The organism is Nocardia brasiliensis (assembly GCF_042691675.1).
Classification (GTDB): Bacteria; Actinomycetota; Actinomycetes; order Mycobacteriales; family Mycobacteriaceae; genus Nocardia; species Nocardia brasiliensis_D.
The window spans coordinates 4510982-4537942 of record NZ_CP170507.1; the positions used below are offsets into that span (position 1 = coordinate 4510982).

23 protein-coding genes are annotated in these 26961 nt (G+C 67.6%); 12 read left to right on the forward strand and 11 right to left on the reverse strand.

The annotated features are described in order from the left end of the window. Positions 1-198 precede the first annotated feature (198 nt). A complete protein-coding gene (locus tag ACFK0J_RS20820; protein ID WP_378729701.1) occupies positions 199-414 on the forward strand; it encodes a hypothetical protein in 216 nt (71 codons plus the stop codon). A 539-nt stretch (positions 415-953) separates the two neighbouring features. Here ACFK0J_RS20820 and ACFK0J_RS20825 read toward each other — a convergent pair. Then, positions 954-2030: an ATP-binding protein gene (locus tag ACFK0J_RS20825; RefSeq protein ID WP_378729703.1), complete on the reverse strand. Its 1077-nt coding sequence runs from the start codon at positions 2028-2030 to the stop codon at positions 954-956. Between the two features lie 102 nt (positions 2031-2132). Here ACFK0J_RS20825 and ACFK0J_RS20830 point away from each other — a divergent pair, with 102 nt between their 5' ends. Further along, a complete protein-coding gene (locus ACFK0J_RS20830) occupies positions 2133-2426 on the forward strand; it encodes a hypothetical protein (protein ID WP_378729705.1) in 294 nt (97 codons plus the stop codon). On the opposite strand, the gene ACFK0J_RS20835 is transcribed toward ACFK0J_RS20830, so the two are convergent. After that, positions 2405-3106, reverse strand: coding sequence for a response regulator (locus ACFK0J_RS20835; protein WP_378729707.1), 702 nt, complete (start codon positions 3104-3106; stop codon positions 2405-2407). The genes ACFK0J_RS20830 and ACFK0J_RS20835 overlap by 22 nt on opposite strands. A gap of 1949 nt (positions 3107-5055) precedes the next feature. Next, complete coding sequence (locus ACFK0J_RS20840) at positions 5056-7074, reverse strand: heavy metal translocating P-type ATPase (RefSeq protein WP_378729709.1); 2019 nt, start codon at positions 7072-7074, stop codon at positions 5056-5058. A 145-nt stretch (positions 7075-7219) separates the two neighbouring features. Here ACFK0J_RS20840 and ACFK0J_RS20845 point away from each other — a divergent pair, with 145 nt between their 5' ends. From ACFK0J_RS20845 to ACFK0J_RS20875, 7 genes are all read left to right on the forward strand, one after another. Beyond that, complete coding sequence (locus ACFK0J_RS20845; protein ID WP_378729711.1) at positions 7220-7933, forward strand: endonuclease/exonuclease/phosphatase family protein; 714 nt, start codon at positions 7220-7222, stop codon at positions 7931-7933. 562 nt (positions 7934-8495) lie between these two features. Further along, positions 8496-9338 carry an alpha/beta fold hydrolase gene (locus ACFK0J_RS20850; RefSeq protein ID WP_378729713.1) on the forward strand — a complete coding sequence of 281 codons (843 nt, stop codon included), beginning with the start codon at positions 8496-8498 and terminating at the stop codon, positions 9336-9338. Between the two features lie 201 nt (positions 9339-9539). Then, on the forward strand, positions 9540-10199 hold the full coding sequence (locus tag ACFK0J_RS20855; protein ID WP_378729715.1) for a hypothetical protein: 660 nt from the start codon (positions 9540-9542) through the stop codon (positions 10197-10199). 66 nt (positions 10200-10265) lie between these two features. Then, complete coding sequence (locus tag ACFK0J_RS20860) at positions 10266-10796, forward strand: SGNH/GDSL hydrolase family protein (protein ID WP_378729717.1); 531 nt, start codon at positions 10266-10268, stop codon at positions 10794-10796. A gap of 681 nt (positions 10797-11477) precedes the next feature. Further along, positions 11478-12005: a hypothetical protein gene (locus ACFK0J_RS20865; protein WP_378729719.1), complete on the forward strand. Its 528-nt coding sequence runs from the start codon at positions 11478-11480 to the stop codon at positions 12003-12005. A gap of 562 nt (positions 12006-12567) precedes the next feature. Further along, positions 12568-13134, forward strand: coding sequence for a copper chaperone PCu(A)C (locus ACFK0J_RS20870; protein ID WP_378729721.1), 567 nt, complete (start codon positions 12568-12570; stop codon positions 13132-13134). After that, a complete protein-coding gene (locus ACFK0J_RS20875) occupies positions 13127-14332 on the forward strand; it encodes a Dyp-type peroxidase (protein WP_378729723.1) in 1206 nt (401 codons plus the stop codon). The genes ACFK0J_RS20870 and ACFK0J_RS20875 overlap by 8 nt, the downstream gene beginning before the upstream one ends. Before the next feature lie 113 nt (positions 14333-14445). On the opposite strand, the gene ACFK0J_RS20880 is transcribed toward ACFK0J_RS20875, so the two are convergent. Beyond that, on the reverse strand, positions 14446-15030 hold the full coding sequence (locus tag ACFK0J_RS20880) for an HdeD family acid-resistance protein (RefSeq protein WP_378729725.1): 585 nt from the start codon (positions 15028-15030) through the stop codon (positions 14446-14448). An 84-nt stretch (positions 15031-15114) separates the two neighbouring features. Further along, positions 15115-15564: a VOC family protein gene (locus ACFK0J_RS20885; protein WP_378729727.1), complete on the reverse strand. Its 450-nt coding sequence runs from the start codon at positions 15562-15564 to the stop codon at positions 15115-15117. Between the two features lie 169 nt (positions 15565-15733). Here ACFK0J_RS20885 and ACFK0J_RS20890 point away from each other — a divergent pair, with 169 nt between their 5' ends. Then, a complete protein-coding gene (locus tag ACFK0J_RS20890; RefSeq protein ID WP_378729729.1) occupies positions 15734-16720 on the forward strand; it encodes a glycosyltransferase family 9 protein in 987 nt (328 codons plus the stop codon). Positions 16721-16786: 66 nt separating this feature from the next. On the opposite strand, the gene ACFK0J_RS20895 is transcribed toward ACFK0J_RS20890, so the two are convergent. After that, complete coding sequence (locus ACFK0J_RS20895; RefSeq protein ID WP_378742946.1) at positions 16787-17083, reverse strand: ArsR/SmtB family transcription factor; 297 nt, start codon at positions 17081-17083, stop codon at positions 16787-16789. A gap of 210 nt (positions 17084-17293) precedes the next feature. Here ACFK0J_RS20895 and ACFK0J_RS20900 point away from each other — a divergent pair, with 210 nt between their 5' ends. After that, complete coding sequence (locus tag ACFK0J_RS20900; protein WP_378729731.1) at positions 17294-18001, forward strand: M23 family metallopeptidase; 708 nt, start codon at positions 17294-17296, stop codon at positions 17999-18001. Between the two features lie 204 nt (positions 18002-18205). Here ACFK0J_RS20900 and ACFK0J_RS20905 read toward each other — a convergent pair whose 3' ends face one another. From ACFK0J_RS20905 to ACFK0J_RS20920, 4 genes are all read right to left on the reverse strand, one after another. Beyond that, positions 18206-20449: a molybdopterin-dependent oxidoreductase gene (locus ACFK0J_RS20905; RefSeq protein ID WP_378729733.1), complete on the reverse strand. Its 2244-nt coding sequence runs from the start codon at positions 20447-20449 to the stop codon at positions 18206-18208. 106 nt (positions 20450-20555) lie between these two features. Next, a complete protein-coding gene (locus ACFK0J_RS20910) occupies positions 20556-21527 on the reverse strand; it encodes an enoyl-CoA hydratase/isomerase family protein (RefSeq protein ID WP_378729735.1) in 972 nt (323 codons plus the stop codon). Between the two features lie 475 nt (positions 21528-22002). After that, a complete protein-coding gene (locus tag ACFK0J_RS20915) occupies positions 22003-22623 on the reverse strand; it encodes a TetR/AcrR family transcriptional regulator (RefSeq protein ID WP_378729737.1) in 621 nt (206 codons plus the stop codon). A 784-nt stretch (positions 22624-23407) separates the two neighbouring features. Continuing rightward, the gene (locus ACFK0J_RS20920) at positions 23408-24310 is read right to left on the reverse strand and encodes an alpha/beta fold hydrolase (protein WP_378729738.1); all 903 of its coding nucleotides are present in this window, start codon (positions 24308-24310) and stop codon (positions 23408-23410) included. Between the two features lie 125 nt (positions 24311-24435). Between ACFK0J_RS20920 and ACFK0J_RS20925 the strand changes: the two genes are divergently transcribed. After that, positions 24436-26295 (forward strand): Na+/H+ antiporter, encoded by a 1860-nt coding sequence (locus tag ACFK0J_RS20925; RefSeq protein ID WP_378729740.1) that lies wholly within the window; start codon positions 24436-24438, stop codon positions 26293-26295. Positions 26296-26344: 49 nt separating this feature from the next. On the opposite strand, the gene ACFK0J_RS20930 is transcribed toward ACFK0J_RS20925, so the two are convergent. After that, complete coding sequence (locus ACFK0J_RS20930) at positions 26345-26893, reverse strand: TetR/AcrR family transcriptional regulator (RefSeq protein WP_378729742.1); 549 nt, start codon at positions 26891-26893, stop codon at positions 26345-26347. Between the last annotated feature and the right edge of the window lie 68 nt (positions 26894-26961).

Here is a 26961-nt window from a genome sequence, read left to right on the forward strand (position 1 = left end):
TGCGGAATTCTCGCCGAATACGGGCCAGGCCGTCGACCGCGCGGGACTCTCGTCCGCGGGAGGGGATCCCGCGAGCGAAGTAGACCTTCGACTCCGATCAGCGGCCGACGTCGATGCGGGGTCAGCATCCTCGGACTTCGCCGGAGTATCAACGACTTTCGGATCCGACTTTGTGACGCCCTGCGGAGATTCACGTGTATGTCTTGGAGCACCCTCGTCTCCCGGGCTACCCGCTGCCGAGTCAGCGGCGCGTCCGGTTCCGCTCGGCTGCCGGTTCGTCTCGGCTGCGGCATCGGTGTCGGTGTCATTGATCTGGTCTGCCTGCGCGGCGCGGGTCGAATCCTCCCCTCCGGGATTCGACACCGCCGCAACGGCTTTCCGCTCGACCACTTCTCGCGGATCGATCGAGGTTGATTTCGCCCGGCTAGCGGGCCCGCTGCTCTGGACGTGGTCTTCAGTCGAGCCCGAATCGGGTTCAGCGCGCATCGTCCGCGCAGTCAGATCCTCTGCCGCGGGATTCGATCCCCTGGCGGAGGAGGTCGGCGCACCAGCACGCGCAGACCCAATCGATGAATTGCCGTCGACCCCAACACCTTCCGCGCCCGACCCGTCGGCCGCACTGCGGGCGGATTTGCGAGCGTTGCGGTCTACCACGTACACCGCGCCGACGGCGACAGCTCCCGCAAGCACCCAACCGATTCCAGGGCGGTCCCACGGGATCAAGGCCGCACCGGCCAATCCGGCGACACCCGCAGCGGGCAGGACGCCGGGCGGGCAGGCGACGCGACGCCATCTCGGCGTCGGTACGGGGGCCGAGCGCGTCGGGCGGGGCTGCGGCGGTGGCACACGTTCCGGAGGCGTTGATACTTCGGTTGATTCGGGCATGGCCCCTCCTAAGGGTGTGCGGGATCGCCCCGCGACCTGATGTGGTGCGGGTTGGTAGGTGTGGTGGGTCAGTGGTCGGGTAGGACCACGCGGATGCGAGAACCGGGGTCGGCTACGGCGATGGTGCCGCCGTGCAAGTCGACGATCCAGCGGGAGATGGCGAGGCCGAGACCGGTGCCGCCGCCGGCGGTGCGGCCACCGCGGGTGAAGCGGTCGAAGACGCGGGCGCGTTCGGCCGGTGGGATGCCGGGGCCGTCGTCGGCTACCTCGATCACCAGTTGGCCGGGGTGCCTGCGTGCCCTGACGTGGACCTCGCCGCCGGCCGGGCCGTGTCGTGCGGCGTTGTCGAGCAGGTTGAGCAGCACCTGATGCAATCGCGCACGGTCTGCGAATACGCTTGCCGTGCTCGGTTGCACGTCGGTCGTGAACCGGACGCCGCGGCCGAGTGCCGCGGCGGCGACTTCGGACTCGGCCACGACCTCGGCCAACAGCGGTGTGACCGCAAGTCTTTCGCGGTCGAGCGGGAAAGCGCCCGCCTCGATACTGGATAAGTCGAGCAGTTCGGAGACGAGCAGGCTCAGCCGTTCGGTCTGGGCGAGTGCGGTGCGCAATGTCTTCGGGTCCGGTTCGGAGACACCGTCCACCAGGTTCTCCAGCACCGCGTTCAGGGCCGTGATCGGGGTGCGCAGTTCGTGCGAGACGTTCGCGATGAGGTCCCGGCGTTGTTGATCGGCGGCCGCCAGATCCGCGGCCATCTGATTGAATGCCTCGGCCAGCTGCCCGACCTCGTCCCGGGAACTGGCGCGCACCCGCCGGGTGTAGTCACCGTGCGCCATCCGCTTGGCCGCCGCCGTCATCTCACGCAGCGGCCTGGTGATGCCGTGCGCGAGGAACTGCGAGGTCACCAGTGCGATGACCACCGCGGCGACCGTCGTTTTCGGAGGCAACCAGCCGATCTTGACCCGGAAGAATCCGAACGCGATCCCGCCCGCACACAACATCAAGATGGCCAGCTTCAGTTTGATCGACCGGACCGGATCCAACGGCCGTGGCAGCACCTCGGCCACCTTGTCCGACAACTCGCGCAGCCGTTCGACGGGCGCATGACCCCAGGAAGCGCCGCCGGTACGAACCGGGCTCGCCACGCGGGCGCGCGACGGCTCTTTCGGAGCACTCCGGGCGCCCGCCGGATCTGCTGACGAATCCGACGTCCGCGCCGAGACCATTCCGTCGCATTGCACTCCCTCGTGCAGCGCCCCGCCACGCTCCCCACCGTCGCTGTCCACGGCGTCGCCGTCGACGCCGTGCCGTTCTACGCCACCGCGCCGCACACCATCGCCCTCCGCGCCACCGCGCCGCACGCCATCGCGCCGCACGCCATCGCGCCGCACGCCATCGCGCCGCACGCCATCGCGCCGCACGCCATCGCGCCGCACGCCATCGCGCCGCACGCCATCGCGCCGCACGCCATCGCGCCGCACGCCATCGCGCTTCGCGCCACCGCGCTCCGCGCCCTGCATCATCGTGCCTCCAGTGCGTAACCAACGCCGTGCACGGTGCGGATCAAGTCGGCACCGAGCTTGCGTCGCAATGCCTTCACGTGGCTGTCGACGGCGCGGGTGCCTGCGGCGTCGGCCCAGTCCCACACCTCTTCGAGCAGGCGTTCGCGGGCCAGGACCACGCGGGGGCGGCGGGCCAACCGGGCGAGTAGGTCGAATTCGAGAGGGGTGAGCTGGGCTTCGACGTCGGCGCGCCAGACGCGGCGTTGGTCTACATCGATGCGCAGGTCGCCGACGACGATGGTGTCGCCGTCGCGGTCGGCGGCGCGGTCCATGCGGCGCAGTAGTGCGTGCACGCGAGCGGTGAGGACGCGCAGGGAGAACGGTTTGGTCAGGTAGTCGTCCGCGCCGACGCCGAGCCCGACGAGTTGGTCGGTTTCGTCGGTGCGCGCGGTCAGCATCAGCACCGGCACCGGACGCTCCGCTTGGATCCGCCTGCACACCTCGAGACCGTCGAAACCCGGCAACATCACATCCAGCACCACCAGATCAGGCGCAATCGCCGACGCCGCCGCCACAGCCCCGGGCCCGTCGTGCGCCACATCCACCGTGAACCCCTCGGCCCGCAGCCGCGCCGCCACAGACTCCGCGATGGTCACTTCGTCATCCACCACCAGAATCCGCCGCGCCGCCGGTCCCCCAGCCGCTCCGTTCTGCTCCATGCCCGGAACCCTAGCCACCCCCTGTGGAGAGCTCCGGCACCAAATGTGGAGATTCCGTGTGGGCGGCCAGCCCCGGGCAGCCCCAGTCCCACGAAGATGGTCGCCAATCCGCACCCCGGATGAAGCTGTCGGATACGACATTGTCCATGTCCCCGCTGTCGTCTCCACCATCGGTCCGCTGCTTGTCCACCGTTGATCCTCTGCTTGCCTTGGCAGGCGCCAGAACTCGCCGCGTCGGCAGCAGCGTCGTAGCGGCTGTGCTCCCATACAGCCCCGACCCCCCACGCTCCGCCGATACCTCCTCGCAAAAGCCTCCTCGCAAGAGCTCAACGATGCCCTCCACCCAACGGTCCCCACCGCACCGTAACCAAGGTCTCCCGCAACCACGTCCCACCCGACCCAGCCATCCCCCGAACGGGACACCACAGAGTCGCCACTCGCACTTCGACGCAACCATGTCCCACTCAACAACCACAACGGCATGCGCCGGATCGCCAACGGGACACCACGGAGTGGCCACTCGCACTTCGGCACAGCCATGTCCCGTTCAGCGACCACAACCGCCAGGGCCGGTCGCCAACGGGACACCACGGTGCGGGTACTCGCACATCGGCCCAACCATGTCCCACTCGACGCCAGACCGGCCGAGCCGGATCGCCTGACCGGGACACTGCGGAGTATTCAGTCGCGGTTTCGGGCTGGGATGTCCTACTCCGGAGATAATCCGACAAGGGCCGGACGCGCTATAAGTGGAGTGTGCCGAGCTGGGCTAATAGAGTGCCCCAAGCCAGCCCACCGAACGGGACACAACAGTAGAGGTACTCGCACTTCGGCACGGCCATGTCCCGCTCAGCGACGCCAACAACCAGGGCAGGGTCGCCAACGGGACACCACGGAGTCGCCACTCGCACTTCAGCACGGCCATGTCCCGCTCAGCGACCACAACGGCCAGGGCCGGATCGCCAACGGGACACAACGGTCCGGGTACTCGCACGTCGGCGCAGCTGTGTCCCGCTCAATGACCACAACGGCCGGAAGGCGACGCTCGATCGCGACGAAGACACCGACACTGCGGCCGAGGCAGACTCGGCACCTCGCCCCGACCGCGGCCGAATGGCACCCACTCCGCGGGCCTCGACGGATTCGGCTAGCCGTACTCCGGTGCCGAGCGGGACACAACGGTGCGGGTACTCGCACGCTGGCGCAACCATGTCCCGTTCAGCCACCACAACAACCAGGCCCGGATCGCCAACGGGACACCACGGAGTCACCACTCGCACGCCGGCGCAACCATGTCCCGCTCAATGACCACAACAACCCGGGCCGGGTCGCCAACGGGACACCACGGAGTCGCCACTCGCACTTCGACGCAACCATGTCCCGCTCAGCGACCCAAACACCAGGGCCGGGTCGCCAACGGGACACCACGGAGTCGCCACTCGCACTTCGGCACAGCCATGTCCCGCTCAATGACCGCAACGGCCGGGGGCTGGTTGGCGGCGGGTCCCGGTGGGGGCCATGCGTTCTGTCGCGCCATGGCCGTTATAGGACCGGCAGCAGTTCGGTGTCGAGCGGTCTGACGGAGTGATCACTGGTTCGTCGCCGTCCTATCCCGCCAGGGGGCCAAACCGGGTGGCCGAACGAGACGACGCAGGGAGAGTGCTCGCCACCGCCGTCGGGCCCCTTCCAACGTGCTGATCCTGAATTGGGTGCAGCGCGGCAGCTGGCTCCGCCGTCGTCACCGGAACGGTGAACGTTTCACGAATCGAAATGATCGGCTCTAATGCCTCTCCCCGCGCGGCCAACGTGCGGCACTACCGTGCCCAACTGCACACGGACGGCCGGGATGCTGAACGTTCCGAGGAATCGGAGGACATTGGCTGAGCATGCTTCTCCCCGCAAAGCCGACGGGTGGCGCTGCGGGGAGGTGGGCTTGTGGCGGGAGGTGTTTAGATCGTGGCGGGTCTCGGTTCGTGATCGATGCCCTCGTGCTCGGCGCCGCGGCCGAAACGCAGGAGGCGCAGGGCGTTTGCTACGACGAGGAGGGTGGAGCCTTCGTGGATGAAGACTGCGGGGCCGATCGGCAGGCCTAGGAGGGTGGCGGGGACCAGGGCGGCGACGATCAGCAGGGAGAAGGTCAGGTTCTGGCGGATGATGCGGGCGGTCTGCCTGCTCAGTGCGACGGCGAAGGGTAGGCGGCCGATATCGTCGACCATGAGAGCGATGTCGGCGGTTTCCAGTGCGACGGCCGAACCGCTCGCGCCCATCGCGATGCCGACCGAGGAGTTGACCATCGCGGGTGCGTCGTTGACGCCGTCGCCGACCATGGCGGTGCCGTTGCGGCCGCCGAGTTTGCCGATCATGGTGACTTTGTCTTCGGGCAGCAGTCCGCCGTGGGCGGCGTTCAGTCCCATGTCGGCGGCGACGGCGTCCGCTACCCGCTGGTGGTCGCCGGAGATGAGGACGATGTCGTCGATGCCCAGTGCCCGCAGGCGTTCGACCACGGGGGCGGCCTCGGCGCGCGGGAGATCCATCACGCCGACGACGCCCAGGTACACGCCGCCGTGCCGGACGATCATCGTGGTGCGGCCGCGGTCGTGCAGTTCGTCGACGGTTCGGACGATCTCACTCGGCACCCCCTCGGGATCGAGTTCGAAGAACATGGTGCGGTTGCCTACCTCGGTGGCGCGGCCGTCGATGAGGGCCGTCACGCCGCGACCGGTCACCGAATTGACGGCGGTCGCAGTGCGTTCGGCGCCCGCGGGCACCAGCGGGGCGAGGTCGCGGGTGATCGCACCAGCCAGCGGATGGTCACTGTAGGACTCGACCGCGAACAGGGTGGCGATCAGTTCGTCGCGCAATTCCGGGTGTGCCGGGACGATGTCGGTGACCTTCGGCTGACCCCAGGTGAGGGTGCCGGTCTTGTCGAACGCCATCGACCGCACCCGGCCGAGGGTTTCCAGCGGCCCGCCTCCCTTGGCGAGCACACCGGCCTGCGCGGCACGGGCGATGCCCGCCAACACCGCACTCGGGGTGGCGATCGCCAGCGCGCACGGGCTGGCCGCCACGAGCACGACCATCGCTCGATAGAAGCTGTCGGCGAACGATTCCGAACCGGCGAACACGCCGTAGGCCAGCACGCCGAGCACGCCGGCGAGTACCACAGGCACGTAGAACAGCTGGAACCGATCGATGAACCGCTGCGTAGGCGACTTCTGGGTGTCGGCGTCACGCACCATCGTGATCACCCGCGCCAGCATGCTGTCCGCGGCGCGGCTGGTCACCAGGACATCCATCGCCCCGGAACCGTTCATCGTGCCCGCGAACACCCGATGCGTTTCCGGTACCGAGGTACTACTCGCCAGTGCGACGTCGGCGATCGGCGCCTTCTCCACGGGAATGCTCTCGCCCGTCACCGACGACTCGTCGACGCTACTCACGCCATCGACGACCACACCGTCGGCGGCGAGCCTCGAATTCGGTAGCACGACAACCACATCACCGATCGAGAGCGAATCCACAGCCACCTCGCGCACCACTCCGTCGGAGCCACGCACGAGCGCGGTGGCGGGTGCGAGTTCGGCGAGCGCCTCGATCGACCGCTGCGCGCGACCCATCGCGTACTCCTCCAACGCGTGCCCGAGGCTGAACAGGAACAGCAGCACCGACCCTTCGGCCCACTTGCCGACCATCGCCGCGCCGACCGCCGCGACCAGCATCAGGAAGTCGACCTCGAATCGGCCGCGTCGCACGGTGGCAAGCGCCGTGCGGATGGTGAAGAAACCACCGAAGAAGTAGGTCGCCGCGAACAGCGCGAGCGCCACCCATTCCGGCGCGGACACCAGATACTTCGCCGTCATACCTCCGGCGTAGGTCACGCCGGAGGCGATCGCGAAGATCAGCTCTGACCGCTCCCCCAGCAATGCGGCGCCATGGCCGTGGTCGTCTTTTCGTCCCGCTGTGCTCATGCGTCCATCATATGCATAGATCGCAATGTTTGCATAGATCCGATCGGCCTGAAGTAGTGGCGCCGACCACATGTGCCAGACATCCGGCCGCCGGATACCGCTCCGGCAGAGAGCGTTCAGACGCGGTCCCCTAGCATCGCGACCTGTGATCACCGTTGCCACGTGGAACGTCCTGCACCGCATCCACGCCGAAAACTGGTACGAGGACGTCTCCAGCCGCTGGCCGGACGAGGCGGCCCGCATCGACGCACTCACCGCCCGCGTGGCCGCGCGGACCGAGCGGGTCATCGCGCTACAGGAGGTCAGCGGCGACCAATTGATCAGTCTCCGTGCGGCATTACCCGGTCGGACGGTCCACTCCATGCAGTATCAGCGGGTACCGACGGCACGCCGGCACGCCAGCGCGCTGCGCGATCCCAGCGAGCACCTGGTGCTCATCGTCGAGGGACCGAGCCGGGAGATCACCGCCGAATCCTTCACCGACGACCCGGGCAAGGGCGCGCTGGCGGTCGCCACGGGCGGAGCGGTGGTCATCGCCACGCACCTGACCGGGGACCGGCGGCGCACCAAGCAGCTCGCCCGGCTTGTCGAATTGGCTTCCGCCACACCGGAATACCCGGCGATTCTGCTCGGCGATTTCAATATCGACCGGGATACCGTCGCGGCGAGCCTCGGCGAGAGTTTCACCGTTGCCGACCTGCCGCCCGACTCCCTGCCGACGCGCCCGCGCACCTCGGGGGCGAAGTCGCACTTCATCGATCAAATCGTCGTGCGCGACGCCACCGTGCGCGAGGTCGTGGTCGAGGACGCGGGCGGCCTCTCCGACCACAACCTCGTCCGCGCGACTATCGCGTTGTGAGCCCGGCTATTTCGTAATACCAGGTCGACATATCGAGCGCGGTGACCACGATTCGGTCTGCGCATCGACGCGGAGCCGATCAACGTCCAGCGGATTACCCAGCCACCCGCACCGACGCAGCGCCGATCAAGGTTCAGCGGATTACCGAGTTACCCGCACCGACATAGCGCCGATCAGGATTCAGCGCGTGACCGACTTACCCCACCGACGCAGCGCGATCACGGATCAGCGGATTACCGAGTCACCGCGCCGACATAGCGCCGATCAGGATTCAGCGGGTTACCCCCACCAACGCAGCGCCGATCACGGATCAGCGGATTACCGAGTCACCGCCCCGAGCCTGCGCTGCGACTGTGGCCGAGGGCGCGTCACTGCCCTTGCACCCAAAATCTGCTCGCAGAACCAGCATTCGCCGCAGCCCGCAACGAACCGACGCCGCGACCCCACCGTCGCAGGCGTCCAGCGCGAACCGACGCCACGACCCCACCGTCGCAGGCGTCCAGCGCGAACCGACGCCGCGATTCCACTGTCGCAAGAGTCCGGCGCGATTGAGAATGCTCCTATGGTCGAGATCAGCCGCGGCGTCGCCACCGTCAACGGCATCCACATGCACTACCGGCGCGCGGGGTCGGGTTCAGCCGTGGTGTTGCTGCACGGCTGGCCGCAGACCGGTTACTGCTGGCGGCGAGTCCTGCCCGCGTTGGCCGAACGACACACCGTCATCGCCCCCGACCTGCGCGGTTACGGGTACACCGACAAACCGACGACCGGCTACGACAAACGCAGCATGGCCGCCGACGTGGCCGCGCTGATCGAATCGCTGGGCTTCACCGCGGCCGCGGTGGTCGGGCACGATCGCGGCGCGCGGGTGGCCCACCGGTGGGCGCTGGATCGCCCGGATCAGGTCAGCAAGCTCGCCGTGCTCGACATCATTCCCACCAGGGAGACCTGGCGGCGGATGGACGCCGCGCTCGGTCGTCGCTACTTTCACTGGCTGTTCCACCTGCAACCGGATCTTCCGGAACGCCTTGTCGGCCATGATATTTCCGGTTATCTGCGCTACTTCTTCGAGACCTGGACCGTCAATCGGCACGGTTTGCCCGGCGAAGCCATCGATGAATACATCCGCGCCTTCAGCACGCCCGGTGCGCTGCGGGCCGGTTTCGACGACTATCGCGCCGCCGACCTCGACACCGAACACGACAACGCGGACGCAGGCCACCTCCTGAGCATGCCGGTGCTCGTGCTTTGGGGCGCCGCCAGCTTCCTCGAAGAGATTCCGGCACTGGATGTTTGGCGCGGCTATGCCGAGGACGTGCGCGGCGGGGCCATCCCCGACTGTGGCCATTTCATCGCCGAGGAGCGGCCCGAGGCCCTGCTCGCCCATCTCGACGACTTCCTCTGAAGGGTCGGCCTGCCGGGTCCGAGTTGCGGTTGGCCCAAGATCTGGTCACGGAACGGTTATCAGTCAACGTAAAGACCGGCCGGTCTGGAAGGATCGGACCCACCGCTTGGATGCTCGTGACCTGATACATCCCCGGATGAAGGGTGCGACATGGTTGGGCTGGGACGGTTCGGGATTCGAATAGCTGTCGGTGTAGCCGCGATGACGTTCACCGCCGTCGGTGCGCCGGGACTCGCGGCCGCCACGCCGATGGCGACGCTCGGCGGTGGTTCGGGGATTCTGCTCGGACGCGGGGTGTGCACGCTGACCACGATCGGGTACGACCGCCGGGACCGGCTGGTCGGATTGACCGCGGGACACTGCGCGGAAATCGGGATGTCCGTGCGGGCCGAGCGGATGCCGAACGCGGGAACCGTCGGCACTGTCGCCGCGGTGGACCATCACGACGATTACGCGGTACTCGAATTCGATCGAGCCAAGGTCATCCCGATCCGCCAGGTAGCCGCCACCGTGATCAGCGGTATCGGAACGCCGCCGCAGCAGGGCGATGTGGTGTGCAAGAACGGGCGCACCTCCGGATACAACTGCGGGGTCGTATGGGATACGCATCGGTGGTGGTTCCAGAACCAGTCCTGTTCCCAGCCGGGTGATTCCGGTGGACCGGTCACCATCGGTGACCGGCTGGTCGGCATGAATGTCGGGCACATCGGCGTGCAGGTGGTCGGCGTCACCGTGTTCGACATGGTGTGCCAGCCCGCGGTGGCGCCGTTGCACGATCCGGCCGTGGCGACCCAGATCGGCATGGTGCTCGAAGACATCGATCATGCGGGTGGCGTCGGGTCGGGATTCCGGCCGCTCTGAAGGCGTGCGACGATGAAGCGGAAAGCGGCGCGCCCCTAGCGTTTCCGCCCGACGCAGGAGCTCGACGTGCAGCCCACTCTCGTTCGCCGATGCGTCGCCCTCGGTGACAGTCAGACCGAAGGCATCGGCGATCCCGACGGGAACGGCGGATACCGCGGCTGGGCCGATCGGTTCGCCGCGCTGCTCGGCACCGCCGATCCGGGTCTGGAGTACGCCGATCTCGCCGTCTGCGGGCGGCGCGCCGCCCAGGAGCGGGCCGAACAGCTCGGACCCGCACTCGCCATGGAATTCGATCTGGTCTCCGTGTCGGCGGGTATGAATGACATCATCCGGCCGCGCTTCGACCGGGCCGCGCTGCTCGCCGACGTCGAGGCGATGTTCGCCAGCCTCACCGCGAGCGGCGCTGATGTGGTGACCTTTACCGTCTCCGACATCGGCGCCGTCGCGCCGTTCGCCCGCCCGCTGTCCGCGCGTGTGCGCACGCTGAACGCGACCTGCGTGAGCTGGCCGCACAGCACGGCGTCACCCTCGTCGACTTCGAACCCGTCGCCGCCGCGACCCACCCTGCGGCGTGGGACGAGGATCGGCTGCACCTGAGTCCGATCGGTCACGACATCGTCGCCCGCGCCCTCGCCGCCGCGCTCGCCGTTCCTGGATCCGACGACACCTGGCGGGAACCGTTGCCGCCAGTCGACCGATCCTTCGCGGGGACGCTTGCGACAGAGTTCCGATGGGCCACCCGTTACCTGGCGCCCTGGATCGGTCGGCGCCTGCGTGGAACGTCCTCGGGCACCGACCTCGAACCTAAACGCCCCGGTCTGTTGCCTGTGGTGGCGTGAGCGGAGGTTTACGGGGGGTTCGGCCCCCAGGTCGGTGACGGAGAGTGCGTCGCGCAGGTCCGGAGAGTGCATCGCGCAGATATCGACCGACACGGCTGACGCGCTGTCCCAGCAGCTGGGCAACCCGGCCACGAGCCGACTCGGCCATGATCAACGGGACATGGTGGAGGCATTTTGCGAGTAGCGCCTCCACCATGTCCCGTTGATCATGAAGCGCGCAATGCGAGCGGGATGGCGTCGACTTCGGTTGAGCGGGGCGGCGCTGCGGATCCAGTCGTGGCTGTGGGCGAGGGCGGCGCTGGCGGCCGAGGCCGCGCCGCGGGCCACAGCAATCCTTGCTAACCCCGAATCCGGACGGCGTGCCGGTGCGGGCGGCGTGACGTAGGCCGTCGGTCAAACCGGTGCATTTCGGCACTACGACCGGAAGTAGTATGGGTCGGTGCGGACATCGGCGGAGGCAGCGGCGCGACTGCGCGGGGCGTTCGTCGGATCCTCGTCGGGGGCGGTGAGCATTGCGGCGCATGCGCTCGGGGGTGGGGTTGTCTCCCCTGGTCAGTCTTCGGTCGCCCTGCTGATAGCCGCCTGCGCGGTTGTCGGTGTGGCGGTCGCGGTCCGGCGGTCCCGGCATGGGGTTGCCGAAGTGATGGTGCTGCTTGCGATCGGGCAGGCGGTCGGCCACGTGGCGCTGACGATGTCGTCCGGTCACCAGCACGGCAGTGGCATGACCGCGGTCATGGTTGTCGCGCACCTCGCTGCCATTCCGGTGGGAGCGCTGCTCATCCGAGGCGCCGAAATCGCGGTCGCGCGAGCGGTGTCCGCGGCGAACGGCACTGTGCGGGTGCTCAGCTCCCGTCCCGCCGCGCCCGCCACCGTCGCTTACGCCGTACTTGTCGGCCCGCTGAGTGCGCCGCGCCGACTGCTGTTCAGCTCCGGATTCGGACTGCGCGGGCCACCGGCGCTTCGCTGAACCTGCTTCGCTGCCGCGAGTAGTGGACCAATCACGCTGCTGCACAACGCTTCTGCTGTGCGGGCGCGTTACACCTGTAAGCGAACACTCGGCACTGTTCCGCACGATCAGTGCGACCAGTCTGCTCATCGAGCCGCATCACCGGTTCGGCGCGGCCGACGCCATTTGTCACACGTATTGCGCAGAGCCGCCAGGGCTCAGCTCTCAATGGGCTCAGTGCGTCAGTGCTGACCGAGTGAGCTACAGGTTCTCGCGCCACATGCACGACCTATTGGCCGAGCCGACGAGACAGCGCTATTGCCGTCCACGGATCGAACCAGCACGCCAGCACGCCAGCACGCCAGCACGCCAGCACGCCAGCACGCCAGCACGCCAGCACGCCAGCACGCCAGCACGCCAGCACGCCAGCACGGACCACCGTCTGCCACTCGGTTCGTCCGTAAAGGTCGGCCCCGCAACACATTGCGTGTTGTGCGCTGACAGGTTCACAAGCTCGCGCGAACCGCCGGTTTCGGTCCTCGGCTCGCGGCTCACCACCAACCCCACACGATCGGAGATTTCCATGCGCACCCCAACCAGCAAGGCAACACCCAGCTCTCGCCCATCAGCCCGTGTATTGCGCGGCGCCGCCGCAGCTCTGGCCATCCCGCTACTGCTCGTCGCCTGTTCGTCCAATGACAAGACCGACACCCGCGCCGCCGATTCCGTAACCATCCAAGACCAGTGGGTGAAGGCGGCGGACGGCGGGATGTCCGCGGCGTTCGGTGAGCTGAGCAACGCGGGCGACAAAGCGCTGACGGTGGTGTCGGCGTCGAGCCCGGTGTCCAGTCGGGTCGAGTTGCACGAGGTCGTCTCGGATGCGAGCGGGACCAAGACGATGCGTCCCAAGGCGGGCGGTTTCGTGATTCCGGCGCACGGGAAGATCGATCTGCGCCCCGGTGGCGATCACATCATGTTCATGGGCCTCAACGGTCCGTTGCGCACCGGCACCGAAACACCCGTCACGCTGATCTTCGATGACGGGTCGAGCAAAGAGTTCACCGCGCAGGTGCGTGACTTCTCCGGCAACCAGGAGAACTACGCACCCGATCACGCGAGCGGTGCGCAGGCACCGGCGCACGGTGGCTGAGCAGACCAGCTCCCGCCCGGGACGCCTCAACCGACGACGCTTGCTCGGTGGCGGTGCCGCCGCGGCGGGCGCCGCGGGCATCGGGTGGGGTGCGGTCGCGCTGACCGGCCGCGACGAAACACCACAGGCTCCGACCACCGAACCGTTCTACGGTCCGCACCAGGCCGGGATAGCCACGGTTCCGCAAGCACAGGCGGCGTTCGTCGCGTTCGATCTGAGACCGGGCGTCACCAGGGACGACATCGTCGGCATCCTGAAGATCTGGACCGGCGACGCCGCCCGGCTCACCCAGGGCCGCCCCGCCCTGGCCGACACGGAACCGGAACTGGCACAACGACCAGCCCGGCTCACTGTGACCATCGGCCTCGGCCCGGCCGTGTTCACCGCCGCGAACCTCGGGCACAAGCGCCCGCCCTGGCTTCGCCCGCTGCCGCCGTTCGCTATCGACCGGCTCGAATCGGCCTGGAGCGACGGCGACCTACTCGTGCAGGTCTGCGCCGACGAGGCGACCACGGTGTCGCATGCGGTGCGGGTGCTGTGCCGGAACGTGTCGTCGCTGGTCACCGTGCGCTGGGTGCAGCGCGGATTCCGCGATGCCGCGCCTGGTCGGACGCCACGCAATCTGATGGGTCAGGTGGACGGCACGGTGAACATCGCACCGGGCACCGCCGATTTCGATCGGCTGGTGTGGGATGACGGCGCGGCCCAGCCGTGGCTCGCCGGCGGCACCTCGTTCGTGCTGCGCCGGATCGCGATGACGCTGGACACCTGGGACGAAATCGACCAGGCGGGAAGGGAACTCACCGTCGGCCGCACCATCGCCAACGGTGCGCCGCTGACCGGCGCCGCGGAGTTCGACGAGCCGGATTTCGCGGCGGTCGACGCGAACGGCATCCCGATCATCCCGCCGTCCTCGCACATCGCTCGCGCGCACCACACGCATGACGGTGAGCGGTTCCTGCGCCGCGGCTACAACTACGACGATGCCCCGACACCGGGCGCGATCTCGAATTCGGGTCTGCTCTTCGCCGCCTATCAGCGCGACGTGGACACCCAGTTCTTGCCGGTCCAGCAACGGCTCGCGGACTTCGACGCGCTCAATGTGTGGACGACGCCGGTGGGTTCGGCGGTGTTCGTCATCCCACCGGGTGTGCCGTCACCGGGTGGCTATGTCGGAGAGTCGCTGTTCGAATCCTGACGGCGGATCCGGTGCCGACACCGTGTGTCGGCATCCGCTGATCGGTCGAGCCGGCAACACATGGCGGCCGCCGCGCCGAATCGACGCGGCGGCCGCAGACCGAAGCGAATCCGTCAGACGACGGTGTCGTGCATCGCCCGGACGTCCTTGCGAACTCCGAACGCCACGATGACCTCCATAATGCCGAGCACGATCAACCACACCCCGACAACCACGGCCAGCGTGGCCACCGACTCCAACGGCCAGGCGATCAACACCACGCCCGCGATCACCGTGATCACGCCGAAGAAGATGTTCCAGCCGCGGCCGGGCATCGTCGGCTCGGACAGCGACATCACCACCACCGAAACACCCCGGAACAGCCAGCCGATGCCGATCCAAATCGCCAGCAGCAGAATCGAAGTCAGCTCGTCGCGGAAGCAGAAGATGCCGATGGCGATGGACAGCACGCCGCTGATGAAAGCCAGCACCCGGACCCCGGTGCTACTCGGAAAGCCGAAGGCCGCCATCAGCTGGAGGAATCCGCTGACCACCAGATAGATACCGAACAGGACACCCGCGGCCAGCAACGTCGGCCCCGGCCAGATCAGAATGATCACACCGAGTACCACCGACAACAGGCCGGTGACCAGAACGGTTTGCCACGCACTGCGGGCAAGCGACTGCAGAGGACCCTCGAGCACGCTGTTTGTCGTCATAGCTGGAATGCTATGCCCTACACGGGGGGTTTCCTGGGAATTTGCTCGCGCGACCCGCTAGTTCCGTGGCCCGTGCCGTGCCGGTCAGGCAGACGGGTCCGCGGCCGACACACCCGAGCCCGCGGTCGCCGGGGCGGCGATATTGACCATCCAGGAGATGCCGAACCGGTCCTGGCACATGCCGAACTCGTCGCCCCACATCTGCTTCTCCAACGGCACCGAGACGGTGCCCGCGGCCGACAACCGGTCCCAGTAACTCCGCAACTCCGCGGCGTCCTCCCCGCTGAGACTGATCGAAATGCTGCTTCCCGGTTTGTATTCCATGCCGGGTGGGGTGTCCGCGGCCATCAGGGTGAAGCCGCTGGGGGTCTCCAGGATGCCGTGCATGACCAGGTCGGCGCCGGGCGCGTCCTGGTCGCTGAATTCGCCGAAGGTGCTGATGGTCAGGGTGCCGCCGAACACGTCGCGGTAGAACTCCAAGGCTGCGCGGGCCGTGTCGCCGAAACTGAGGTACGGGTTGAGCCGGGAGGTCATGCACACGAGGTTAGTGCTCCTGCGGAAAAGGTGCGATCACTAACGCCTGAGTGGGGTTTATCGCCGGTGGGGGTCGGGTAGTCATCCCTAAGTGACTCTCGTCGTGTACGCCTATGGGGTGGAGCGGGTGGGTCGGGTTTCGTGAGTCTCGGGTGGCTAGGAGAAGAGGGTGGCGGTTGTACTCGTGCTGCAGGCACGTGGGCTCGGTGATCTACTCACCGCGGTCCCGGCTTTACGTGCGCTGCGCCGGGCCAAGCCACACGACCGGATCGTGCTGGCCGCGCCGCACCGCCTCAAACCGATCGTCGACCTGACCGCCTCGGTCGACGCGATCATGCCGACCGCCGAGCTCGGCGGACTCCGCTGGGACGCACCGCCACCCCAACTCGCCATCAACCTGCACGGCCCGAGCACCGAAAGCATTGTGGAGCTGGAGAAGACCGACGCGGGACGCATCCTCAGCTACCGCAACCCGGCGTTCCCCGAACTGTCCGGCCCGGAGTGGCAGACCGACATGCACGACGTGGACCGCTGGTGCCACCTGCTCGAATCCGACGGCATCGTCGCGGACCGGCGCAATCTCGGTCTGGTGCCGCCGGTGTCGACTACGAGCCACCGGGGATGCGTCGTCGTACACGTCGGCGCGGGCGCACCGGCGCGGCGGTGGCCGCCGGATCGGTTCGCGGCCGTTGTCCGGCATCTGCTGGTGCTCGGCCGTGAGGTGGTGCTCACCGGGGATGCGCACGAGCGGGACATCGCGCTGAACATCGCCGCGCGGGCGGGTCTACCGACCGGACAGGTGCTGGCCGGGGAACAAAATCTGATCGAACTGGCCGCCACCGTCGCCGAGGCCGGTCTGGTGATCTGCGGCGATACCGGGGTCGCGCACCTGGCCACCGCATTCGGCACGCGCACCGTGCTGCTCTTCGGGCCCACACCGCCCCGCTGGGGTGGGCCGCCCCCGCATCTGCTGAACCGGCACGCCGTGCTGTGGGCCGGGCAGCTCGGCGACCCGTACGCCGATACCCCCGATGCCGGGCTGCTGCGGATCGGTGTCACCGAAGTGATCAATGCCGTGGACAAGCAGCTCAACAAGGGCGGTGCGCCGGGCAACGGTGTGCAACCGCGGCGGGCGACTTATCGCCGCGTGGGTTGACGGCGGCGAAAAGGCGCACGCCCGCAGGGACGGAGCCGAGCGAATCCGGCTGAGATCATCGTGCGATCAGGGCGTCCCCTCAGCACGGGCGGTTTGCAGCGCGGCCGAGTACGCGGCCAGCGCGCTCGGCCAGAACTGGTCGAGGTAGTCGCGGGCGTCGCCGAGGCCGCGGGGGTCGAGGGAGTACAGGCGGCGGTTGCCTTGCGGGCGCATCATCACCAGGCGGGCCTCCCGGAGAACCCGTAGGTGCTGGGAGACGGCGGAGCTGGTCACGCCGGTGATCTCCGCGAGTTCGCCGACCGCGCGCGGGGCCTGCGGAAGGGCCTCGAAGATGGCGCGGCGGGTCGGGTCGGACAGCGCCATGAGGGCGCGAACTCCATTAGTCGCCACTCAAATAGTGTGATCAACGAGCGACCAATTGGTCAACTCGGCGCAATACGGAATTTTCCCAGGTGAACACGCGAGGCGCGCCGTGCCGTTACCTACTTGTGACATGCCAACTGGGCTTTCGTAGCGCTGTGACGGTAGCCACACGATTGCCGAACCCGCATGGACCTCCCGTACGTTCGTCCCATGCCCGTGACCGTTCCGTTATCTTCTCGTCGGGGCGCGACCCGGACCCGACGCCACCGTGCCGCCACCCGCGCGGTGGCCGTGTCCGCGGTCGTCAGCGCCTCGCTCGGCGTCCTCGCCGCCGCCGATCAGCAATCGACCGAATCCACCGGCCACCTGGCCGCCGGAAAGCCCGCCTCCGCTAACGCCGATGTGGCCACGCAGGCCAAGTTCACCGCGTTCACCCCGCGCGAAGCGCAGATGCCGCAGATCGTGCCGGACAACGTCGTGTGGGAGCAGCACCGCATCGCGGTGGAGGCCGCTCGACCCAGGACCGTTCGCCCCATCGGCGGAATCCTGACCTCGACCTTCGGCATGCGCTGGGGTTCGCTGCACGCGGGCCTCGACCTGGCCGACGCGATCGGCACACCGATCGCCGCGGTCACCGACGGCGTCGTGATCGAGGCCGGCCCGGCCAGCGGCTTCGGCATGTGGGTGCGGGTGCAGCAGGACGACGGCACCATCGGCATCTACGGCCACGTGAACGACATCCTGGCCACCGTCGGCCAGCAGGTCCGCGCGGGCGACATCATCGCCACCGTCGGCAACCGCGGCTTCTCCACCGGCCCGCACCTGCACTACGAGGTCCACCTGCCCAGCGGCGAGCCCATCGACCCGCTCCCCTGGCTGGCCGGCCGCGGCATCGACATCCTGCGTAACCCGTCCTAGCCCAACACCTTTCGTGAGTCGATGAGGGGCTCACGAAATGGTGAATGCGAACGCCCCGGCCGCGGCCGTGTCAACGGAGACACGTTCGCGGCCGGGGCGTTCGCGCGTTCGAAGTGCCGATTGCATCACGTTGCCGCACAACGGCTTCCGGGCGCACCATGCGCGATCAGCGCGACTGCTTCGGTGCCCGTGCCACTTCCGTCGTCACCCATTCTGTAGCGCCTCGATGCGCGCGGGAACGTGTTTGTGCCACGGCGTGCCCGCGATGGCGTCGCGCCAGGTGATGTCGGTGAGTTCGTTGGCGGCTACGCCGGTGCGTTGGGTGCCGTCTCCGTCGGGCAGGTCGAGGCCGAGTCCGTTGGGGAGGGAGGCGTGGCCTGGTTGCATGCGGTCGTTGATTTCCACGGTCGAGATGGCGGTGCCGCGGCGGGTGGTGATGCGAGCGCGGTCGCCGGTGGTCAGGCCGAGGTCAGCGGCGTCGTCAGGGTTGAGACGCAGAGCGCCGTCGGAATCGCGGCGGCGCCAGGTGTCGTCACGGAAGATGGTGTTGGCGGTGAAGGAGCGACGTTCCCCCGCGGCCAGGACGAACGGGAACTCGGCGCTCGTGTGGACGGCCGGAGTGTTCGCGAGGTCACGCAGGGCGTGTAGCAGTTCCGGTATCGCGACGGGGATGCGCTTGTCGGGGTGGGGTAGGTAGTCCCACGCGTCGGCGTAGTCGTCGACGGTGAAGGTGACGCCGGAGCGGCCTGCGAGGATCGCATCGAAGAGGGCCTCGGCGTCGCGATGCCCGGCGCGGCGCATGGCGGCGGGATAGATCTTGGCGATGCGCTGGGCGAGCGCCCACAGGACCGCGGCGGAGCGGGCGTTGTCGGGCAGGGTCGGGCCCAGTGTTTCGTACAGCACGTACGGCGCGACACCTGCCAGGGATTTGTCGGTCGCGAGCAGTGCGGCAAACGCCCATTTGTACGGTCGGCGACCGAGTTTCGCGGCCGTCCGCAGCACGGCGAGCTTGCCGCCGCCGACGACGCCGAGCTCACGCAGCAGCCTGGCGTAGATTTCCGGTTCGGGCAGAGTGCCCGGCAGCGGGTCGAGGACCGGCGCGCGGAGATGAAAAGTGTTGTGCGGGAACTCGAGATTGAAGAAGGTCGCTTCCCACTTCTCGAATTGACTGGCCGCGGGCAGCACGTAGTCGGCGTGCCGCGCGGTCTCGGTGAACGCGACGTCGAGCACGACGACCAGGTCCAGGGCGTCGAGAGCTCGGCGGAACGTAGCCGAATCAGCAAGGGAGTGTGCGGGATTCGATGATTCGATGATCATCGCGCGGAAGCGGTCGGGATGGTCGGTGAGGATTTCCTCGGTGATGGAGTTGCACGGCACCATGCCGCCGAGGATCGGAGCGCCGGTGACGGGGGTGCGTTTGATGTCGACGCTGTACCCGGCCAGCGGAGCCATCCACGAATGGGGATGCATGGCACCGCGTTTGGCGAAGTTTCCGGTGAGCAGCCAGAGCAGTTTGTTCAGATACGAGATGAGGGTGCTGTTGGGGCTCTGCTGGACGCCGAGGTCTTCGTACGTGGCGACGCTGTCGGCAATGCCGATGCGGTAGGCAGCGGCGCGCAGGAGTTGTTCAGGAACACCGCAGATTTCGGCGTGGGCGGCGACGTCGATACCGGAGAACTCGCGCAGTACAGCCTCGGACCCGGTGGTGTGCTCGGTGAGAAAGTTGTGGTCCACGAGGTCGTCCTGGACCAGGACGGCGAGGATCGCGGACAAGCACCAGGCATCGGTGCCCGGGCGTAGTTGCAGATGGAGGTCGGCAAGGTCGGCGGTTTCGGTGCGCACCGGGTCCAGCACGATCATGCTGCGGGCAGGATCCTTGGCGATCTGTTGCAGCACCGTTCGCGCGCGCGGGACGCCATGCGACTGCCAGGGGTTCTTGCCGAGGAACACCGACACTTCGGCATGTTCGAAATCGCCGGTGGTGTGACCTCCGGTGAGATGCGCGTCGACCCAGCCTTCGCCGGTCTTCTCCTGCGCCAGCGCGCTGGATCGGTAGCGGGCGCCGACGGCGCGCCGCAGTGCGCCACTGTAAGCGCCGCCGAGGTGATTGCCCTGCCCCCCGCCGCCGTAGTAGAAGATCTTGTCGCCGCCGTAGCGGTTCTTGACCTCTGTGAGACGCGCGGCTATCTCGGAAATGGCGGTGTCCCAGCCGATTTCGGTAAAGCTACCATCGGGTTCGCGGCGCAGCGGTGCGGTCAGGCGAGCGCCGCCGTTCTGATAGTGGTCCAGCCGCAGCGCCTTGTTGCAGGTGTAACCGGCGGAGGCGACATGCTCCTTGTCGCCACGGATTTTGGTGAAGCGGCGGTCGTCGAGTTGGATCAGCAGGCCGCAGTTGTTCTCGCAGAGGATGCACGCCGTTTTGTGCCACTGTTCCTGGGCAGTGCTCATGACTTCGTCCCACTAACGCTCGACTTCGACACGCCTTCTGGCGCTGTATCTCCAATGTGCCTCGACTCCGGCATTCCCGCAGGCACCGAACCTGTGATTCGCTCGCTCATTTGCTGACCTGGTCGACGCGGGTGCCGTCGAGCCACGGTTTGACATCGGCGAGAAACGGGGTATCTCCGAGCCTTTCGAGATCTTCGAAGAAGGCAGTGGTGGTGCGTCCCGCCGCGGCGGTCGTGCCCGCCGAGATGAATCCGGCTTGCTCGCGGTCGAGGCCGCGGGACAGCGACTTGTCGGTGCCGAAGTAGATGGCGCGCTTGGCTTCCGCGATGACGATGGGGTTGCGGGTGGCCAATCTGGCCGCGGTCGCTTGGGTTTCGGCCAGGAGTTGGGCCTCCGGGACCAGTCGATGGACGAGGCCGAGTCGGTAACCTTCCCGCGCTGACAGCGGTGCGCCCTCCAGGGTGACCTCAATCGCCTTGGCGGCGCCGAGAAGTCGAGACAGCCGCTGGGTTCCGCCGCCGCCCGGGATCAAGTTGGCCAGTGTCTCGATCTGACCGAGTTTGACGTGGTCGGCGTCGGCGGCATAGCGCAGGTCGCAGGACAGGGCGATCTCGTGGCCGCCGCCGAGCGCGGGGCCGTTGATCGCGGCCAGATACACCACTCCCGAGCGATTCATCCGCAGGGTCGTCTTTTTCCAGCGATGCCCCCACACCAGGCCCGCGCCGAGCCCACCGCCGAAACGTTCGGCCAGCCGCGCCGCGCCGGGCAACCGCATCGCCACGTCACCGACCCGTAGGAACGGTGCCGCCACTCGGGCCGGGATGAACGGATGCGGCAGCTCGATCATGCCGGTGAGCGCGCTCGGGTCGGCATGGGTGAGGAACCGGCCGGGCAGCCCGCCGGTGAGCACGACCGCGCCCACCGTGTCGTCGGCTTCCACGGCGGCGGTCAGTATGTCCAGGTCACGAACGAATTCGGGAGTGGCGAAGTTGAGCGGTGGCGCGACGACCCGCGCCGTCAGCACCCGCCCGTCTTGGTCCAATTTGATGGTCTCCAACTGGAGGTCGGCAGCAGACATCGGGGGCTCCTTCGATGCGCACGTCAACGGCCGGACCACGAGTCTGCTTCGGCGCAAACCCGATTCATTCGAGCCCGGACCCGTTCCTGACTATGGTGTCCACCATAATAGGTGTGTCAAGTGGTACCACCCATCACTGCGGCTGAGCGGTGCCGATCGACAGCCTGGAGCCGCACCGGATCTCGGATCTGCGCCTCTTCTGGCAGAGGGTGCGATCAAGGCCTTGTCGCCTACTCGGGACGGCAAGTAGTAGGCGCACACACTGATGCGACGACGCCACGCCGCCGAATATGCGCCAGTGGGGCGACGGGCCGCCGCCGGAGCGTTGTGTCGCCGCCTAGTGCGCAGCGGCTCTACACGGCCGATGAACTCGTCGGCGACGAATGCTCCCACTGGGCCTGATCGGATAGTCGAGCTGGCTCCGGCGCAATGTCCATCGCAGTGCGACGTAACGGCGGTCCGGCGGAGCGGAATGTCAGTCGTGGCGGCTGACCGTCGGGATCAGGTCGCGCAGTTCGTGGGCGATGTCGTCCAGCGGGGAGAGGTCGCGCTGGGCTCGGCACAGGGCGATGGCGCCCTCGAATGCCGTGACGGTGAGGGTCGCGAGGCGGCGGGCGCGGGGTTCGGGGATGCCGTCCCGGACGAGCATGTCGGCGAGGGCGCGTTGCCAGCGGGTGAAGATGTCGGCGGCGGCACGCGCGAATTCCGGTGCGTCGTCATTGGTTTCGACCGCCACCGCGAACACCGGACAACCGGCACGAAAGTCACTGTCGACCAAGGTGCGCCGCCACAGCGCCGCGAACTGGTCGAGCGCGGTCACCGGATCGCTGTCCCGGGTCAACCGTTCGATGAACTCGGACATGACAGCGCCCGCCGCGACCACCGCGTCATTGATCAGCTCCGTGCGCCCACCGGGAAAATGGTGATACACCGACCCCCGCGGCGCACCGGTACTGCTGAGCACTCGATCCACACTCGTAGCACTGGCCCCATGAACCCGCAACGACTCCACCGCGCCCTCGATCATCCGCCGCCGCGCATCCCCCGACCGCGGCCGTACAGAACCCTCACTACGCGCTCGGCGTGTCGCTGCCATACCGTCATGTTATGGGATGTGCCATAAACGTGACGCCGGCATGGGTCCAAGGGGACGCCCAGGGACCAACCGCCGTCCTCGGCACTAAACCCGGCTGCCTCATGATCACCGGGACATGGTCGAGGCATTTCACGAGTAAAGCCTCGGTGACGTCCCGTTGATCATGCGAGCGAGTCCGGTGGACGGGCAAACTCGACGACTGGGCGGTCGCCCCACGTCCCGAGCCACGAGGTTGACCAAGCTGGTACGCCCACAGCGGATTCCGCATCACCACATGATCACCGGGACATGGTCGAGGCATTTTCCGAGTAAGACCTCCGTCATGTCCCGCTGATCATGATCGGATTGGCTGCCTGGCATCGGCTGGGCTGAACGACCGCCCTCTGCCAGCCTGGCAACCGGATTACGCGGGGACTCCAGCGAACCCGCGAATCGCATGATCAACGGGACGCAGCTGAGGCATTTCACGAGTGCAGCCTCGCTGACGTCCCGTTGATCACCGCGGCAAGCGCGGGGCCGACGACGGGCGCACCAAAGCCGGGTCGGCCGATGATCAACGGGACATGGTGGAGGCATTTCGCGAGTAAGGCCTCCGCTATGTCCCGTTGACCATCATCGGGGTTCGATGGGGGCAGCGGCCCCTGCCAGTGGATCGGCTGAACACCCAGCTCGCCATGCCCACCGGATCACGTGGACTACAGCGAACACGCAGCTCGCGTGATCAACGGGACGTGGCTGAGGGGTTTCGTGGGTGCGGCCTCCGTGGTGTCCCCTCTGATCGGGGTCAGGTGGCGTGGGATGCTACTCGGGTGGCGTGGAAGTCGAGGAAGGCTGCGAGGGTGTCGGCGGGGGCTTCGACCTGGGGGTAGTGGCCTACCTTGGGGAGTTCGACGACGTCGGGGGTGGGGATCAGTTCGCGGTAGCGGCGGACCATGTGGGCGCCGGAGACGGGGTCGAGCAGGCCGTCGATGAGGCGGAGCGGCACCTTGGTGTCGCGCAGGGCGCCGACCCAGCGTTCGCGGTGTTTGCGGCGTTCGCTCATGTAGCGGATCAGCTTGTGGCCGTTGCGTTTACCGTGTTTGCTGCACCACAGGGTCCAGAACTGGTCCAGTTCTTCCCTGCTCGGCTTGGTGTCGGGGCCGAAGACGCCGGACAGGCTGCTGGTGAAGGCGCGCTCGCTGGCGAGCATGGCGGCCAATGGTCCGAGCGGACTGGCGAGCAGGCGCTGAACCGGTCGGGCGCGGTGGGTCTCGGGGAACAGTCCGCCGTTGAGCAGGCATACCGATTCGATCGCCAGCGACTCATCACCCGCGGCACGGCGTTCGATATCGCGGGCCAGCAATTCCTGGGCGACGGTATCGCCGTAGTCGTGGGCGAGGATGTGGAAACGGGCTATCCCGTGTTCCCGCAACAGTTCCTCGTGGATGTCGGCCTGGTCGGCGATCGAATAGGTGTAGTTGCGCGGTTTGGCCGACCAGCCGAAGCCGATCATGTCCGGCGCGATCACCCGGCCGAACCGGTCGCTCAGGCCGGGCCACATGGCGTGCCAGTCCCAGGACGCGGTCGGGAATCCGTGGATGCAGAGCAGTGTACCGGCGGCCCCACCACCGTCGTCGCGATAGAAGATCTGATGGCCGCGATGGGTGTACCGCCTGCCGTTCGCCCGCCAGGACGCAAACTCCTCCATGCCTACCTCCTTGTCGCCGACAAGCATGGACCCCGAACCCCGTCGGCACAGGAAATTCGTCGACACCGGACGTGTCATCTACCGCGCGTCGGGTTGCCGTGAATGCGCTCTGCGAGAATGCCACGGTGCATGTCGCGATCGGCTTGGTGGTTCTTGTTGCGTCGGCGGCGGCGCTGGCGGCGCTGGCCCGTCGGTTCGGGATCTCCGAACCACTGGTGTTGACCCTGGCCGGAGTAGCGGCGTCGTATCTGCCACTGGTGCCGGAGGTCCACGTCGAGCCGGAGATCATTCTGCTCGGCTTGCTGCCGCCGCTGCTGTACACCGCGGCGATCCGGACCTCGCTGGTGGATTTCCGCGCGAACGCGGCGACCATCGCGTTTCTGTCGGTGGGCTTGGTGCTGTTCAGCACCTTCGTCGTGGCCGCTGTGGTGTGGTGGCTGCTTCCGGTGCCGTTCGCGGTCGCGGTGGCGCTCGGCGCGGTGGTGGCGCCGCCGGATGCGGTGGCCGCGACGGCGGTGGCGCGGCGGATCGGGATGCCACGTCAGATCGTCACCATCCTCGAAGCCGAGTCGCTGTTCAACGACGCGACAGCACTGGTGACGTTGCGGACCGCGATCGCGGCGTCGGCCGGTGCGGTGTCGGTGTGGAGCGCGGGCGGAGACTTTCTGCTGGCAGCGGGCGGCGGCGCGGTGGTCGGCATCGCCGTCGCGTATCTGCTTGCGCTGCTGCGCCGTCGGATCACCGACCCGGTGCTGGATACGACGCTGTCGTTCCTCGCGCCGTTCGCCGCGTACCTGCCCGCCGAAGGTATTCACGCATCCGGGGTGATCGCGGTGGTCACCTGCGGGATGATCCTCGGGCACGGCGCACCGGTCTGGCAGAGTGCGGCCTCACGGATCGCGGAACGGACGAATTGGCGCACCATCCAGTTCATTCTGGAGAGCTCGGTGTTCGTGCTCATCGGGTTGCAGGTGCGCGGGATCCTCGAAGGCGCGTGGAGCAGCGGACTCGACCACGGCACCCTGGTGGTCACCGCGATCGCGGTGCTGCTCGCGACGATGGTCGCGCGGCCGCTGTGGATCTTCCCGTGGGCGTTGGTGTTCCGCAGGATCGGCCGGACCGCCGCGGATGTGCCGCTGACGCATCCGGCGGTGGTGTCCTGGGCGGGGATGCGTGGCGTGGTGACGCTGGCCGCGGTGCTGCTGCTGCCGGAGGACACGCCGCAGCTGCCGGTACTGAAGCTGCTCGCGCTCGTGGTTGTCGCGGGAACCCTACTGCTGCAAGGGACTTCGCTGCCGTGGTTGGTGCGGCTACTGCGGCTGCGTGGGCCGAGCCGGGCCGAGGACGCGTTGCGCAAGGCGAGCCTGCTCCAGCAAGCCACTACGGCGGGACTGAGCGCGCTGGAAGCCCAGATCACGCCCGACACACCGCCAGGGGTGGTGCAGCAGTTGCGCGATCGGGTGGCGTGGAAGGCCAATGCCGCGTGGGAGCGGTTGGGGCGCGCGGAGTCCGAGCAGGCCACACCGACCGCGGAGTATCGCAGGCTGCGCCTGGAAATGTTGCGCGCGGAACGGGAAACGGTGCTGCGCGTGCGGGATTCGGGCACGGTGGACTACGAGATCCTGCAGCACGTGCTGGCCAGACTGGATCTGGAAGAGTCGATGATCGATCGATACGACGAGGCCGAGGAGGACCGCGTCGAACCGCTCGCCGTTCCGCTCGCCGCCGAGAACTGCGCGCATTTGCGGGCCGCGCCGCTGGTCATGGACCCCGTCGAACCCGACGAGTGCACCGAATGCCTCGCCGAAGGGCTGACCTGGGTGCATTTGCGAATGTGCTTGTCCTGCGGGCACATTGCGTGCTGCGATTCGTCGGTCGGCAATCACGCGACCAAGCACTACGGCAGCAGCGGGCATCCGGTGATGCGCAGTGTCGAGCCAGGTGAGGCGTGGCGCTGGTGCTACGTGGACGAGTTATTGGGCTGATCGATCGGCCCAGGGCTTGCCCGTCATTCCGAACAGGCAGCCCGCGCGGTCAGCGGCGGGCGTGTGAGTAGATGAGGCGGGCGTATTCGGTGAGGAGCTTGTCCAGGGACAGGTCTTCGCCGCTTGCGGCGATCTGCTGATAGCCGATGAGCATTGCCATGCCGAGCGAGGTGACCACGGCGGAGGTGTCGTCGTCGCCGACTACTCCCTTGATTGCCTTGTGCACAGTGCGCCTGCGGGATTCGTCGACCCGCTTGAGCGCCAGATTGACCGATTCGTCATTGGCGGCCCAGGCGCGGATGGCTGCTTCGGCGGCGTGGTGCAGGCCGACGGCGAGGTCGGACATCGCGCGGATGTCGTCATCGGGGTTGCCCTGGTTGAACTTCAGCGTCCGCAGGATCAGCACCTGCCGGTTCTCCCAATGCTCGAGTAGGGCGTCGACGAATCCCTGCCAGCTGCCGAAGTGGTGATAGAACGAGCCGCTGGTGACACCGAGCCGCCGGCACAGCACGCCGATGTTGAGGCCCTTGAAGCCGAATTCCGCGAGCACCTCCAGAGCGGTGTCGAAGTACTGCTCCTTGGTGACCACACGTGACATGCCGGGTGCCGTTCTGTTCGTTCGGGCAGGAGTGGGGAGGACCGAACAGTACCCCATTGTCTCGTCGG